This is a genomic window from Carnobacterium iners (assembly GCF_900177385.1).
Lineage (GTDB): Bacteria > Bacillota > Bacilli > Lactobacillales > Carnobacteriaceae > Carnobacterium_A > Carnobacterium_A iners.
In genome coordinates this window covers 1,688,103-1,702,750 of the sequence record NZ_FXBJ01000002.1, presented here as the reverse complement: position 1 = coordinate 1,702,750, position 14,648 = coordinate 1,688,103, and the positions used below count along the sequence as shown (strand labels likewise).

Annotated in this window: 14 protein-coding genes; 4 read left to right on the top strand and 10 right to left on the bottom strand. The window is 34.4% G+C overall.

Annotated elements, in window-relative coordinates:
- Window positions 1-14 precede the first annotated feature (14 nt).
- Complete coding sequence (locus B9Y54_RS08185; RefSeq protein ID WP_085559804.1) at window positions 15-728, bottom strand: HAD family hydrolase; 714 nt, start codon at window positions 726-728, stop codon at window positions 15-17.
- Between the two features lie 441 nt (window positions 729-1,169).
- Here B9Y54_RS08185 and B9Y54_RS08180 point away from each other — a divergent pair, with 441 nt between their 5' ends.
- Window positions 1,170-1,955: an ABC transporter ATP-binding protein gene (locus tag B9Y54_RS08180; protein WP_085559803.1), complete on the top strand. Its 786-nt coding sequence runs from the start codon at window positions 1,170-1,172 to the stop codon at window positions 1,953-1,955.
- Window positions 1,948-3,600, top strand: a complete 1,653-nt coding sequence (locus B9Y54_RS08175; RefSeq protein WP_085559802.1) for a hypothetical protein — start codon at window positions 1,948-1,950, stop codon at window positions 3,598-3,600. Before B9Y54_RS08180 ends, B9Y54_RS08175 begins: the two co-directional genes overlap by 8 nt.
- Window positions 3,601-3,887: 287 nt before the next feature.
- Here B9Y54_RS08175 and B9Y54_RS08170 read toward each other — a convergent pair whose 3' ends face one another.
- The 6 genes from B9Y54_RS08170 to B9Y54_RS08145 form a co-directional block, all read right to left on the bottom strand.
- A complete protein-coding gene (locus B9Y54_RS08170; protein ID WP_085559801.1) occupies window positions 3,888-4,865 on the bottom strand; it encodes a transketolase family protein in 978 nt (325 codons plus the stop codon).
- A complete protein-coding gene (locus tag B9Y54_RS08165) occupies window positions 4,865-5,704 on the bottom strand; it encodes a transketolase (RefSeq protein WP_085559800.1) in 840 nt (279 codons plus the stop codon). Before B9Y54_RS08165 ends, B9Y54_RS08170 begins: the two co-directional genes overlap by 1 nt.
- Before the next feature lie 26 nt (window positions 5,705-5,730).
- A complete protein-coding gene (locus B9Y54_RS08160; protein ID WP_085559799.1) occupies window positions 5,731-7,095 on the bottom strand; it encodes a PTS ascorbate transporter subunit IIC in 1,365 nt (454 codons plus the stop codon).
- A gap of 15 nt (window positions 7,096-7,110) precedes the next feature.
- Window positions 7,111-7,401, bottom strand: coding sequence for a PTS sugar transporter subunit IIB (locus tag B9Y54_RS08155; protein ID WP_085559798.1), 291 nt, complete (start codon window positions 7,399-7,401; stop codon window positions 7,111-7,113).
- Entirely contained in the window at window positions 7,394-9,451 is a 2,058-nt protein-coding gene (locus tag B9Y54_RS08150; RefSeq protein ID WP_085559797.1) for a BglG family transcription antiterminator, read from the bottom strand. Before B9Y54_RS08150 ends, B9Y54_RS08155 begins: the two co-directional genes overlap by 8 nt.
- Window positions 9,452-9,677: 226 nt before the next feature.
- Window positions 9,678-11,243 carry a bifunctional metallophosphatase/5'-nucleotidase gene (locus B9Y54_RS08145; protein ID WP_085559796.1) on the bottom strand — a complete coding sequence of 522 codons (1,566 nt, stop codon included), beginning with the start codon at window positions 11,241-11,243 and terminating at the stop codon, window positions 9,678-9,680.
- A gap of 345 nt (window positions 11,244-11,588) precedes the next feature.
- Here B9Y54_RS08145 and B9Y54_RS08140 point away from each other — a divergent pair, with 345 nt between their 5' ends.
- Together B9Y54_RS08140 and B9Y54_RS08135 are read left to right on the top strand one after the other, a co-directional pair.
- On the top strand, window positions 11,589-11,903 hold the full coding sequence (locus B9Y54_RS08140) for a hypothetical protein (protein WP_085559795.1): 315 nt from the start codon (window positions 11,589-11,591) through the stop codon (window positions 11,901-11,903).
- Window positions 11,904-11,957: 54 nt separating this feature from the next.
- On the top strand, window positions 11,958-12,362 hold the full coding sequence (locus B9Y54_RS08135; protein WP_085559794.1) for a putative periplasmic lipoprotein: 405 nt from the start codon (window positions 11,958-11,960) through the stop codon (window positions 12,360-12,362).
- Between the two features lie 127 nt (window positions 12,363-12,489).
- Here the strand turns inward: B9Y54_RS08135 and B9Y54_RS08130 are convergent, their stop codons facing one another.
- The 3 genes from B9Y54_RS08130 to pilM are packed head-to-tail and all read right to left on the bottom strand — an operon-like array spanning window position 12,490 to window position 14,610.
- A complete protein-coding gene (locus B9Y54_RS08130) occupies window positions 12,490-13,038 on the bottom strand; it encodes a hypothetical protein (RefSeq protein ID WP_085559793.1) in 549 nt (182 codons plus the stop codon).
- Window positions 13,035-13,574: a hypothetical protein gene (locus B9Y54_RS08125; RefSeq protein ID WP_085559792.1), complete on the bottom strand. Its 540-nt coding sequence runs from the start codon at window positions 13,572-13,574 to the stop codon at window positions 13,035-13,037. Before B9Y54_RS08125 ends, B9Y54_RS08130 begins: the two co-directional genes overlap by 4 nt.
- Window positions 13,567-14,610: a type IV pilus biogenesis protein PilM gene (pilM, locus tag B9Y54_RS08120; protein ID WP_159446076.1), complete on the bottom strand. Its 1,044-nt coding sequence runs from the start codon at window positions 14,608-14,610 to the stop codon at window positions 13,567-13,569. Before pilM ends, B9Y54_RS08125 begins: the two co-directional genes overlap by 8 nt.
- Window positions 14,611-14,648 lie beyond the last annotated feature (38 nt).

Sequence of the window (14,648 nt, the reverse complement as noted above, 5' to 3'; positions counted from 1 at the left end):
ACTACGCTAGTGTCTTACTTTTTAAAATAACCCCATTCTTCAAATAACGTTAGCAACTCAGCCGGATGTTGAATCGTGTTGTCTGGCTGAATACTATCATCCGTCTTTTTATTGCGACGAGCATTTAGCCAAATAACAGTCCAACCTACTTTTTTACCGCCAATGACGTCATTTTGAAACGAATCACCAATATAAATCGGTTTTTCATCCACTAATTTTAGAGCAGACTCTACCATTTTGAAGACGGCTTTATCCGGTTTCATTTTACCCAATTCGCCAGAAATAAACATCTGATTTTGGTTAATCCATTTAGTTAAACCAAGCTGATCTATCTTCTTTTGTTGGTGTGCTGCTGCACCATTTGTTAACAAAGCTAATTGATGATTGTTTTGAGCTAACTTATCCAATAATTCACTCATTTCTGGATACAACATTAAGTGTTTCTGCTCTTTTTCATAAGTTTTTTGAAAGTTTAAAGCCGTCTCTCCACTAATCGACATATTCGTTTGTTCGCACGCATATTGGATACGCATCACTTGCACCTCTATTTTAGGCAATACTCCTAACTCACTTTGTTCAAATAAGGCATCGCTTTTTTCTCTATTCAACCGGTAAAGATGGTTTATTTCATCCAGTGAAACCTCACGAATCGTTTCATGAAAGGCTTTCCTAAAGGGTATCAATTGATCATATAGTGTATCGTCTACATCAAAGATGATGGTGGCCATTTATCCTTCACAATCCTTTACTTTTTTTTTACAATAAATTAACCTTACCATAGATTCGATAAAGTTAGTTCATTCTCAGAAAGATTCTCTATGAAATCTAATGATTGGATTTTTACTAGTATAAATTGCTCATCGATTAATAGTTTCCTTTAACTTTTGGTACTTGACTCTTTAAAATAGACAACTATGAATAAAATAATCGTAAACTTGTCTACTCTTAGATGAAACGTGACCAGTTAAGTTGCAATTGTATCGGACTAGTCTATTCATAGAGCACTTTGGACCAGTTAGTTAAATAATCTTCGTAACTTGTCTACTTTTCATTGATAGCGATAAATTGCAGCGGATTAGTCCTATTTGAACAGACAATTCTATCTAATATATTTACTGTTATCGTTTTATTTCTATGTTAAAATCAATTTAAATCAAAGGAGGCTAACTATGTTACCTATTTTAGAAATAAAGAACCTGAGAAAATCATTTGGTTCAAATGAAGTCTTAAAAGGTGTCGATTTTGCTGTTTATCCAGGTGAAATCATTGGATATATCGGTACGAACGGTGCTGGAAAAAGTACAACAGTTAAAATGATTTTGGGTTTAATGAAACCTGATGCTGGTGAAATCATTATTTTTGGAGAACCTTTAGACGGAAATGAGACCAACTACAAAGCTCAGATTGGTTATGTCCCGGAAAATGCAGATTTATATGAAACCCTAACTGCCCATGAATATTTTTTATTTGTTGGACAGCTTTATGGTTTAGAAGAAACCCTCATTCAAAAAAGAAGTTTAGCCATGATGACGGCTTTAAAAATCGAAAAGGCTTTTCATAATCGACTCTCCACTTTCTCTAAAGGCATGCGCCAAAAAGTCTTAATCATCTCTAGTTTATTACATAATCCAACCATTCTTTTTTGGGATGAACCATTAAATGGATTGGATGCCAATAGCGTCCTTGTTATCAAAGAAATTTTAGCGCAGTTAAAAGCTGAAGGAAAAACAATTTTCTACTCTTCTCATATTATGGATACCGTTGAGAAATTAAGCGATCGTATTTTGATTCTTAATAACGGGAAAATCGTTGCAGATGGACCATTTAACGAAATCCGACATGAAGCTGAAGGAACGTTAGAAGAGTTATTCAATGAATTAACGGGTTTTGATGAACACTTCCAATTAGCAGAAGACTTTTTAGAGGCGATGAAAGGAGCCGAATACGATGGCTAACTCCTTGACTTCGAAAGATCCACTTTACTTAAAAGTTCTTGATATCTTTTCTTCACTTTATGAAAAAAGTGGAGTCGATTACAAGCAACTGAGATTAATCGTTAAGACGAAAATTCTAATGGACGGCCGTGAGCCCAATCTGATTATGCAAAATGGGAAAAATAAAGAAGAAAAGAACGCCTTTTTTTCTTCTTTGATTTGGTACGCTATTATTAGCAGCTTTGTCATTGGTGCTTTATTTGTTAGCGATAGCCTGATTATGCAGTACACCATTTATTTTGGCTATTTGTTTGTGATGTTGCTCTCAACGACAATTGCTAGCTTTTCTGCTATCTTATTAGATGCAAAAGATCAAGTCTTGATTGGGACCAAGCCTGTTAGCGGTCAAACCCTTAGTGCAGCTAAAGCAACCCATGTTTTTGTTTATTTATTTTCTTTGACTTTAGCCTTAGGTGGGCCAGTAACGATTGCTACTTATTTTGTAAATGGTCTTCTCGCAGGATTATTAGTTACTATATTAACGGTTATTTTTAGTTTCTGGACGCTATTGTTCACACTTGTGATTTATGCTACGATTCTAAAAAAATTTAACGGTGAAAAACTGAAGAATATTATTTCATACAGTCAAATTGGCTTATCCATCTTTACTATTTTAGGCTATCAGTTAGTTAGTCAACTATTTAGTCTTGTCGATTTCGCTATTGTCTATCAACCAAAAATCTGGCACTTACCGTTATTTCCATTGTGGTTCGCTGCCCCATTAGGCTTATTACAAGAAGGAATGAACGGCTATTACTTATTTTATACGTTGTTGTTTATAACTGCTACTACGCTGTTCTTTTTCTATTACAGGAAAAATAGTGCTCAATTAGAGCGAAACATTCAAAAATTAACCAATCAAAATGAGAATCTTAAAGAACACAATTATTGGATGAATCAAACTAAAACAATTCTTTGTTCCAATTCGACTGAACAGGCTTATTACCAATTCACTTGGAAAATCATTCAAAATGAACGGGAATTTAAAACGAGAGTCTATCCGCCATTAGCCGTTTCTTTTATCCTCCCTTTATTCTTTAGCTTCAACAGCTTGGCTAGTGGGATGACCTTTACGGATTTAAGAAATCAAGGCTTTCCTTTCGCTGTTTACATTACCTTGTTTATGGTCCCGCAATTAGTGGCTTCTCTAAATTATTCATCTTCTTATAAGGGCGCTTGGATTTTCCAGATGAGTCCCGTTAATAACGATGGCTTATTTGTTAGAGCTGCTGGAAAAACCGTTTGGATGAGACTGATTGTACCTTTTTATGTAGCTTTAAGTGTTTTTTTAGTCTTTTTGTACGGTTGGAACGACCTGGCTATTATTCTTAACGGTTTCTTAGCTACGACAGTTGTTTTCTTTGGTTATTTAAAACTAGCTATGAAGTCCTACCCTTTTTCAAAGGAATTTACTGCAGCAGATGCCAATAGAGGATTTATGCCCATCCTCGTTCTTCTTTTCATTACAGGATTATTTGGATTAGCCAACTTTTTACTAGATCGTTTTCTTCCTTTCGGTAGTTGGATAATGACCTTATTGTTACTAATCAGTACGTTTTATTATTTATTTGGCAAGCACAAACTTTTTCGTTTTTCTCAAAGCTAAATTTAGTTGATCACTACCTAAAAAACGACCATGAAGTCTAAGAGTAGTCTTAGTTTCTGGTCGTTTTTTGGTTGAATGTAATTATTTTAACAGTTCTCCTGGTCAATTTGAGTACTGAATAGAAGAAAGATAATCTATCTATTTTAGTTTTATTTGTTTAAAAAAACTTATTATGATAAAAAAGCTCTAAAGATAGACTTGAAAAATCTAATCTTTTAGAGCTTAAATCAAATTAGATAATTTTTTTTATTTTTTAGACTCAGAATCTAGTTAGCCTAATTATTGAATTACATAATAGTTACTGCTCTCATTTTTTCTTTTTTCTTAATGAGTTCTTTAGCTTGAGAAACAATATTTTCAACTGTTAACCCGTATTGTTCTTTCAAGTAGTCTGCTTTTCCAACTTGACCAAACTGCTCGCGAACTCCTACTCGGTATTGAAGAGTCGGTTTTTCTTCTGCTAAAACTTCAGCTACAGCACTTCCTAATCCACCTATAATATTGTGATTTTCTGCCGTTATAATTGCCCCAGTTTCAGCTGCTTGAAGAACAGCTTCTTTATTAATTGGTTTCAAGCGATAGACATCCATTACAGTTGCTTCAATTCCTTCAGCAGCTAACTCGTTAGCAGCTAGCATTGCATCTGAGACCATTATTCCAGAAGCTAAGATACTGACATCTTTGCCTTCTCTCAACACTTTTGTTCCTGATTCGAATAATTCTCCTTCACTATACAATTTAACAGGTTGCTTCCTGATTGTACGGATATAACTAAAACCAGTATCTTCATAAGACTGTTCGAGGATAGCCCTTAACATTATCGTATCACTAACCTCATAAACCGTCGCTTTTGGTATCGCTCTCATTAATGCTAAATCCTCAAAAGGCATGTGTGTTCCATCATTTGCTTCTGCTGTTACGCCTGCGTCAGATCCCAGTATAACTGCACTTAATTGAGCATAATTTAAAGACAAAAATACTTGATCGTAAACTCTTCGACTAGCAAAAGGTCCAAAAGTATGGATGAAAGGCTTAAAGCCAGCTACCGCTAAACCTGCAGCACACCCTACTTCTTCTGCTTCCATAATACCAACATTAATCAATCGATTGCCCATTGCTTCTTTTATTTTATTTGTTGCAATAGCACTAGATAAATCTGCTTCTAAAGCAACAACTTTTTCGTCTTTTTGTGCAAATTCAACTAAAAAATTAGCATATGTTGTCCGCATTTCTGCTTCATCTAATGTAACTATAAATTCTTTCATTAAACTAACACTCCCAACTCTTCACCTATTTGTTGGATCGTAGCTTGAATCGCTTTGTTTGTCTCGTCATCTGGACGCAAATGATGGTTATCCATCATTTCTTCTATATGTTTGATACCTTTTCCCTTGATGGTATCTAAAATAATAACAGAAGGCTTTCCTTTAAATACCTTTACACTTGTAATTGCTTTCGAAATAGCATTAACTGAATGACCATCAACACGTACAGTATTAAATCCAAATGCTATAAATTTTTCTGCAAAATCAAATGGATTGCTAATATCAATTGTATATCCATCTAGTTGCTTTTTATTATCATCTACAAAAACAATTAAATTATCTAACTGATTATGAGCAGCCATTTGGATTGCTTCCCAACATTGGCCCTCGTTCAATTCACCATCTCCAACAATCGCATACGTAAAGTTATTTCTTGCAGCAATCTTGTTACCAAGAGCTATACCCGTAGCTGCAGAAATGCCCTGTCCCAATGAGCCAGTCGTCATATCAATACCTGGTGTTTTATTGCGATCGGGATGTGAAGGAAGATTCGTACCATTTTGATTCAGTGTATACAACCATTCTTCGGGAAAATAGCCTTTCAGAGAGAGTGTTGCATATAGTGCTGGACCACCATGACCTTTTGATAGCACAAAGTAGTCCCGATTGGGATCATCTTTAGTCTCAGGACTTGCATTTAGGTGTTCTCCATAAATAACTGCTAAGACTTCTACAATAGAAAGACTTCCACCATAATGTCCGTATCCCATATAATTTAATTCTTTTAAAGTATAGTAGCGTATTTCTTTAGCAAATTTTTCTAGTTCTTTTATTTCCACCGGCTATTCCTCCTTATGGTAATAACTTAATTTGCTTCGACAGTTTCTTTTTGTTTTTTGCTGAACAAAGTTAAAGCAATCATTATAGATAAAGCAAGAGCTATACCAATAACTACTGCTACTTGGCCACCGTATTCTCCTAAAAGTCCAAGGAATAACCCTGAAACCGCAAAGTCAGCATCGGAGAACGTAGAACCTGCAAAACCTAAATCTCCAAGTACTGGTAATAATAATAAAGGTAAGAAACTAATTAACATTCCTTGAACAAACGAACCTAATATTGAACCTCTAAGTCCTCCAGATGCATTACCGATTACTCCTGCTGTTGCACCAACGAAAAAGTGAGGAACAACTCCTGGTAAAATAATTACACCGCCAGCAAATAACATAATGATCATACTTACAATACCGCCTAAGAAACTTGAAAAGAATCCTATCAAAACAGCATTTGGAGCATATGGGAAAATAATTGGGCAATCTAATGCTGGTTTAGCATTTGGGACTAATTTTTCTGAAATCCCTTTAAATGCTGGAACAATTTCTGCTAAGATTAAACGAACACCAGCTAAGATAACGAAAACGCCTGCAGCAAATGCTCCTGCTTGTTGTAAGGCAAAAATGATGTGGTTTGTGCCATCACTTAGGTTTTCGCGAATATAAGCTCCGCCTGTAAATATCGCTACTATGACATAAATAATCCCCATTGTAATCGCAATACTTACTGTTGAATCTCTCAAGAATCCTAAACCTTTAGGGAATTTAATATCTTCGGTTGATTTTTCTTTATTTCCAAAATATTTACCTATATATCCACTTAATGCATAACCTACTGCACTAAAGTGACCTAAAGCAACATTATCGTGACCAGTCAATTGACGCATAAAAGGCTGTACTATTGCCGGCGATACAGTCATTACAATTCCTAATGCCAAACCACCTAAAAGAATTAATGGAATTGTAGTAAATCCAATAACTGACATAATAACTGCAATCATACACGCTAGATAAAGTGTGTGGTGCCCTGTTAAGAAGATATATTTGAATTTTGTAAAGCGCGCAATCATGATGTTAAAAATCATTCCTGCTAACATAATTAATGCCGTTGTCGTTCCGTATTCACTTAAAGCTACTGCAACAATTGCTTCATTATTAGGAATAACACCTTGCACATTAAAGGCTACTTGAAACATCTCTCCAAACGGTGACAATGAAGCAACTACAGCGCCAGCTCCAGTTGTTACAACTAAGAAACCAACAAACGTTTTAACTCCGCCTTTAACCACATCTGTGGTTGGCTTTTTTTGTAACAACAAACCTAGAACTGCTATCATGGCAACAAGTATCGCTGGTGTACTAGCAATATCAATAATAACTTTTAATATTCCACTCATTTAAAACGCCCCTTTTTATAATAAGTTTTTGTCCTTGCAAGCTTGTGTTACTTTTTCTCTTAGCTCATCCATATCGATGATACTTCTCAATATTCTTACATCGCCCAAATCTTTAGCTGCATCTTCTAAATCTGCTCCAACAAACCAAACATCTGCAAGTCCTGGTGCTGTAGAACCAATATCGTAATGCTCTACTTCTACCTTAGAACTATCTAACCCTAACTCTTTTAAAATACTTTCTATATTCATTTCTAACATAAAACTTGAACCTAAACCTGAACCACAAGCTGTACCAAATTTAATCATTATCTTCTACCTCCTGATTTTCTTTTATAAGATTTAAAATTTCTTCCTTTGTCGTTGCTTCTTTTAATACCGTTATTTTTTCTTTATCGCTTAGTATTTTTGTTAATTGTGAGAGTGCTTTTAAATGAGATTGGTTGTCTATAGCTGCTAAAGTAATGATAATATTTACTCCATGATTTGGATCATCTAATAAATAGACAGGCTTTTCTAATTTTAATAACGACATCCCTAATTGGTTCACACCGTTTTCGGGACGAGCATGCGGAATAGCTATTCCTTGTCCTAAGTCAATGAATGCCCCATATTTCTTCACATTAGCAATAATAGCTTCTACGTAACTTTCTTCAATATAATTCTTATTTATCAACAAATCACTACTTAATCTAATAGCTTCTTCCCAAGTTAAGTTTTCATCTTTAATAAATTGAATCGTATCGTTAGTAATTAAATCTTCTAACATCGGTAATTCCTCTCTTTCTTCCTCATAGGGCGTTAATAATTTCTTTGATAAAGCTTTGTAGAGCTTTTCTTCATCCGTTACATTAGAATATTTCTTAATCGTCAACATTAAATCTTCTATATTTATATTTGATGATCCTATTAGCTCAAAATCATTGGTTACAATTTGTAATAGATAATTTTTAGTCCTTTGGTTCATAATAGGCTTAACGATATATAATTTCTTTTCTGTTCGAATATATACCGTTGAAAAAATCATATCATAAGAATCTTCAGGCGTTAATTTCAAGTCTTCTATTGAATGTTCTCCTAGCCAATTAATTTGTGGGAATAATTGTTTTAGTTCTGAACGTAGGATTAAAGAAGAACTAATTCCATTAGGACAAATAACCAAGGCACGATAGGACTGAACTTGCTTTAGAGTCTTTTCAAACTGACCACCAAAATGAATCGTGAAATAAGCAATTTCTTCATCTGTTATTTCTGAATTCACTATTTCTTGCAGCGGCTTTAAAGCTTGCTTTACAAAACCAAAAAGTTCATTATGCTCTCTTTTAATTTGATTAACCATTGAATTTTCTAATTTAAGACCGAATAATAAGCGGTAATAAGTTGGTACAATATGTGTATATAAAGTTCTTTGAAGATCGTTTTTATTTCGAAAATCTATCACTGCAATCTTTTCCATTTTACTTATGATGTCTTTTGTAATTTGATACAACTTTTCATCTTTATACAAAACAGAGTCGCCTTCAGCAATACCTAATAATACCATTGTTAAAAAACTAGTTTCATCTTCTGAATAAGAAAGCTTAAAAAAATCAGTTACAATAGTCTCACTAATTTCATTGACACTACTCTCTTTTAAGACTAATTTTTCTTTATTCGTAAATATAATCTTCACTCTTTTTTGTCTCAAAAAAACAAAATAAATTAATCCGACAACTTCTGATAATCTATTTTCAACAAAGTGGATATGCTTTTCTGTTGCACACTGAACCAGTTCTTTTTTTAGTTCGTCTAATCTTATTTCTTCATTCCAAGCTTGAGCAATGTAGTTCAATGCCCATGAACCAATAGGGGTTAATTGCAACGAAGAAATGCTGATAAAAGCCATTCTTCTTTTATCTAATTCATTGCCTTCCAAGTAATACCCTTTTGATCGTGTATACTTTAAATTAATTTGGAAATCTTCGCATCTTTTTCTCAGTTTCTTTATATCTGCTAATGTTGTATTTTTACTAACTTTCAATAATTCTTGATAATGGTAATTGGATACTTCTTCTTTTCGAATAAAGGTATATAAGTAAATCAGATGCTCTCTTTCATTTTCTTGTAAATAAATTTGACTATTTTTTAGTTTTCTTTGAAGTTCCTTTTGCTTACAAATCAAACTTTGAGGAACTCTGTATTCACCTTCTTTTATTTCAATTTTTGAATAACCAATTTTCCCCAGTACGTCATTTAGCTCTTGAATATCTTCTTCTAATTGCTCTACTGGTTGATCAAGGACGACACCTAGTTTCCATATACTCAAATGAGGCATGTTTATCATGTGGTTAAGCAATGCTAACAATCGATTATCAAACATATTAATTGTTCCTCCTTACATACATTACTATACAATGAAAGCGGTTTTTACGAAATGATCTTTCAGTCCATTCTTATTTTTCACAATCAGGTCTCATTGGGCTCAATTAGTTTCAGCTCATCTATTTTACCTATAATCCAGCTAATTCTACCGTTTAAATTGCATTTTTTCAAAAAAAATAAAAAAGAAACATAGATTTTTTAGTCTAGGCCTCTCTTTTACGCTTCTATTCTACTATCACTTTAAAATTCTGGTTGGTCTCTGCTTTAATAACAGGATGTTTAACCAAGTAATCTGCAATCAGTTCACTCATATCTTTTTGGTTTTCACGAATGATTTTATCGGCTGAAAACATCGGATAATCCCCACCACCAACGGCGCGGTATTGGTTTAACGTAATGTCGAGTTGATCTTCTGGTTTTATCTCTTTTCCATGGTACTTTAATTCTACCACTCGTTCGCCAATTGGCCGTTTTGCATTGATTACATAGTCTATGCCTTCATACATATCGTAATTGTAATATTGCGGTTTAGGGTCAATAAAATCTGGGTTAATACCAACCGAACCGTCTTTTTCAGCTTTAAAATAAGCAGCCGATTGTTCTATAGCTTTTCTTAAATCTTCACCTGTCACACGTAACACAGCTAATGTATTAGGATAGACATAATTGGTTACAACATTTCGCATCGTAATAGTTTCATTAAATCCTTTGCCTTCATTTACAAATAAGGCTGTCCCAGAAATATCTGTACCCGTAGCATCCATTTGAACCTTCTGAATAAAAGCTATATAAGGATGCTCAACGGCTCGAACGGCATGTGGATCTTTAATCCGCATATCGCCTTCAACTCTCCCAAGTGGTTGATCCAACCATTCGTCAACTTCTTTAAATAGATTAGCCAGTTTTTCTGACATAGCCGCATCGGGAATTGCTGTAGCCGTTGTTACTAAACTGGCTTCACTTTGTGTAACCGTATACGCATTATCAGCATTTTTTTCAATCGTTAAAACGATTTTCCCAACGGCTTCTCCCCGATACCCTGGTTGAATAACCGGAATCCCATTTATTTTAGTCGCAATTAAACGATGCTGGTGCCCTGTGATCAGCACATCGATACCAGGAACTTCGGTTAATAATCGATACCCTTCGTTTTCGCCTGTTAATGGCTCAGTTATTTCACCCGTTTCGATATTTTTTTCAAATCCTCCATGGTAACTAACAACCACTAGATCAGCTAATTCTCTCAATTGAGGGACCAGTATTTTGGCTGTTTCAACAGCACTTTTAAAAGTCAATTTTTTAATATGATCAGGATGTTCCCAGTTGGGGATGTAGACGGTTGTTAAACCTAAGACCGCTATTTTGAGACCGTCTTTTTCAATAATCTCATAGGCTTTACCAAATGCTGGTTGACCAACTTCATTCAGGATATTAGCCGAAAGAACAGGGTAATGAGCTGCTGAAATAGCCTGACGCAGATAGTCTTCCCCATAATTAAACTCATGATTGCCAATAACCCCTACATCGTAATCCATCATGTTTAACACATTCGATAAATCATCTGGCTTCATTTCTCCTCGATGTTTCGCAATATAATAAGTCAACGGTGATCCTTGGATAAAATCACCATTCTCAATTATCAATACAGGCCCACTTGCTGTTTGTTTTTCTTGTTTCAAAACAGTTGCTACCCTAAGTGCACCAAAAGGCTCATCTTGTACTTTTGTGCTAAAATTACACGGCCTGATATACCCGTGCATATCACTTGTTGCTAAAATAATCAGTTTCATTCTAACAAATCCTTTCGAACAGATTTTATATGTATTATTCAACTAAAACCAATATTAAAACAAATTTATCTGTCTATTATTTAAGCTATTAAAAATTATATGGACGCAATTAGTTGAGTCTTTTAATGATTGTATCGGAATTAGGGTAGATTTGAAAGCAAAACCATTATTCTAATATTTCAACTCATTGATTGAGTTAGTTAGGTAGTTTTAAAAATAGTTCATTGCTTAAAAATGAACGATTCTCTTGTTTTTAAGCAATTTATTGTTAAACAATCTAGTGTTGTTCATTCTCTTTGTACGCTATAATAAAACTACGCTACTTTATAAAAGGAGACGATTAATTTGACTCGTTATACATTTGGAATGCTAAGTAAAAAGACAGTAGAAATAGATAAAAATACTCTTTCTATCAAAGGGACTATCACCAATAAAATTGAATTAAATCTAGCTGATATTCAAGTAGCTTACATTGTCACCGCCTCTTTGACTAAAAATGGAACAGTTTATTTTAGTACAAGCGGTAAAGACGCACCAAATGCTACTCTGGCTAAAGAAGCGTTTATCTATACAAAAAAACAACTAAAGGACGTCCAATCATTAATAGCAGAATTAAGGATTAAGGCAATTTATTCTGATCATTCAATAAAACTTTCTTAAACAAATTTTTCTAAAAAGTAGTCGATTTAAATCCTTATGAAAAGAGGCATAAACATGAAAAAACTAATAGTAGGCTTTATCGCTGTCGCCTTTCTAGCTGGGTGTGGTGCAGAAAATTCAAAAGAAAACAGCAGCGAAACACCAACTATAGAAGATAAAACCATTCTTTATTCTGGAACGGTCATTGACTTTGATGAGACCTATACCGATGGGTTATTTTTAGCGGATTTAACTCCGTTAAACTCATCAGAGGCTGCTTCTTTTGAAGAAGTCATTTTATTAACAGAAGATATAGCTTTGGTTGATCAAAAGTCAGGTGAAAGTATTGCTCCATCAGAATTAGTAAAAGGAAACACAGTCAAAGTTACGCTAATTGAACATGCGCCAACTACGATGTCTTTACCGCTTCAGATTGCTAGTATAGGAATTGTAAAAATTGAAAAAGTAACAAAAGAATAAACGTATAAGACTTTTAATTAGCCACTAGAAATACCCCTACTACAAAATAGTTTACATACTGTAGTAGGGGGTATTTTTGATACCTTATTCTCTTTATTATTGGATAACTTTGAGATTAGATGGTTCTTTACTCTGAAGCCACAACATAATAGAACAATTCAAAAGTAAATGTCCCACTGAATGAAGCTTCATCTAGTTTTTCAAACCCAAAATACTGAATATTCCAGATACGCTCCAGAGCTTCTAATTTTTCAACAAGGTCTTGCATGTTCCCCGCAGTGGTACTTGTCATTTCAACCTCATAGATACTTTTTCTGTAACTTTCATCAAGGTCTTCAATTGTCACTGGTTCTCCGACACGTAATATTTGTTGTATAGCAACTTTTTCTTGGGTAGCAAGCTTCTCCAAAACAACAAGCTCTTCATTTACCCTTTCGCTTTCAGGTAAAAATTTCCAAGTCTCTTCATACTCTTGTTTAAAATCACTCAATAAAGAAGCTTCTGGTGGATATTCAGTCTTCAAGCTGGTCAATTCCTCAACCTGTTGGTCAGAAAGATTAGCTCGCTCTTTAATTGGATCTAGAAAATAGGCTTGCCCTAAAATAAATACTCCTAGAATGACTAGTCCTATCACTAATGCTAGTACGGAGGACACTCGATTCCACTTTAGCTTCATGACAGAACCTCCTCTCCTAAAGCTATTTCATCAATTTCCAGCCACAGTTCAACAGTCGAACCTGCTCCACCTACCTGATTTTCCATACGTATGAAATGGACACTTGAAACATAACCTAACGTTTTGAATTTTTCGACAGTATCTGATAGTTCTGTTACCGTTAAACCTTCTAGTACTAGCGTAATTTGATTCGTTTCATTTTTATTAAAAATAGACACTCGTTGTTCCACGTTTGGAACTTGTTCAAGAATCGTCTTTGTTACATAAGCCATTGGGTATTGCTTTGCTTCAAAAGTAGCTTTATTCTCTGCTACTTGCTGCGTCAATTGAGCGTATTCTTGTATTTGTCGCGAAACATTAAGCTGTTCTGCCTCAACTTGAAGCCATTCTTGATTACGCTTTTCAACGTTCGTATAATAAGCTTGCATTGAGAAAAAATAGATAGCTATTAAAAGAAGCAAGAAAAGAAAAATACCAATTAGTAAATAAGGAAGAAAGTTTTTCTGTTTTTTTTCAAAAAAATTGACTTCAAACATGTTTATTTTCCCCCTGTGCTTTTTTTCTAATGCGCTTCACTTTTTTCTTAGCAACTTGTTTCGGAATAGCAGCCTTTTTCTCTTTTAAGGCAAGACCATATAATGGTAAATATTTAGTGGTAATATCTTCTGAAACCTGTACAATATGAATCGGTTGGAAAAAACGGTTGGAAAATTGTTTTTTGACGTTTTCCAGATCAGGAAAATCTCCTGCTAAATAGATATCCGTCACTCCACCCTCGCCGTTCATCACGGAATAACGATAAAAATCAAGTAATCTTTCTAAAACATCGAGCGTATCTGCAATAGCTTCATCAAATGAATTTATATCTTCCTTCCAATTCCATTCACCATCTGGGGTTACATCCCATAAATCTATCAACCTGGTTAAACGCGATTGACGTGATATTTTAGGCAAATCTTCGTTAAAAATCATAATCGTATTATTTACTGCGCTCCATTGCAGCACCATTACATGCTTATTAGGGTCCTTTTGTAGGTCCTTTTGTAGGTCCTTTTGTTGCTTAATGATTCGGTACAAACATAATGATGAAATATCCGCTACAATAGGATCCAAGGAAACCTTTTGTAATAAAGATTCGTATTGTAGAATAATCTCTTGCGGGTAAAGCATCAAAAGAATGGTCTGCTCCATATCACTAACTTCAAGCAACTCAAAATGAAAACGTGTCTCTTTAAACGGAGATCGGATTAATTGTCCCATATGTAGAGCAATATAAGCTTTAATTTCTGAAGGATCTAGCTGTACTGGTACTTTTTCTTCACGTACAATAATAAAGTTATCCGGTAACAAGATGGATGCTTGCGCATTTTTCCATTTTTTTTCAGTAACTAACGCATTTAAACGATTCTCAAGTAACGCGGGGTCAATAATTCTCTCTTCATGAAGAATCTCGTTATCAAATAAAATTTCATTTTTTTCTAGTACTTTACCAGAGTTAGCATCCATTACTAAATAGCGAATTCGTCTTTCTAAAAATTCAAAATAAAGCAAGGGTTGTTTTTTAAATAACATCATATACCTCCTTATGTTTCAGAAACACAAACAATGCT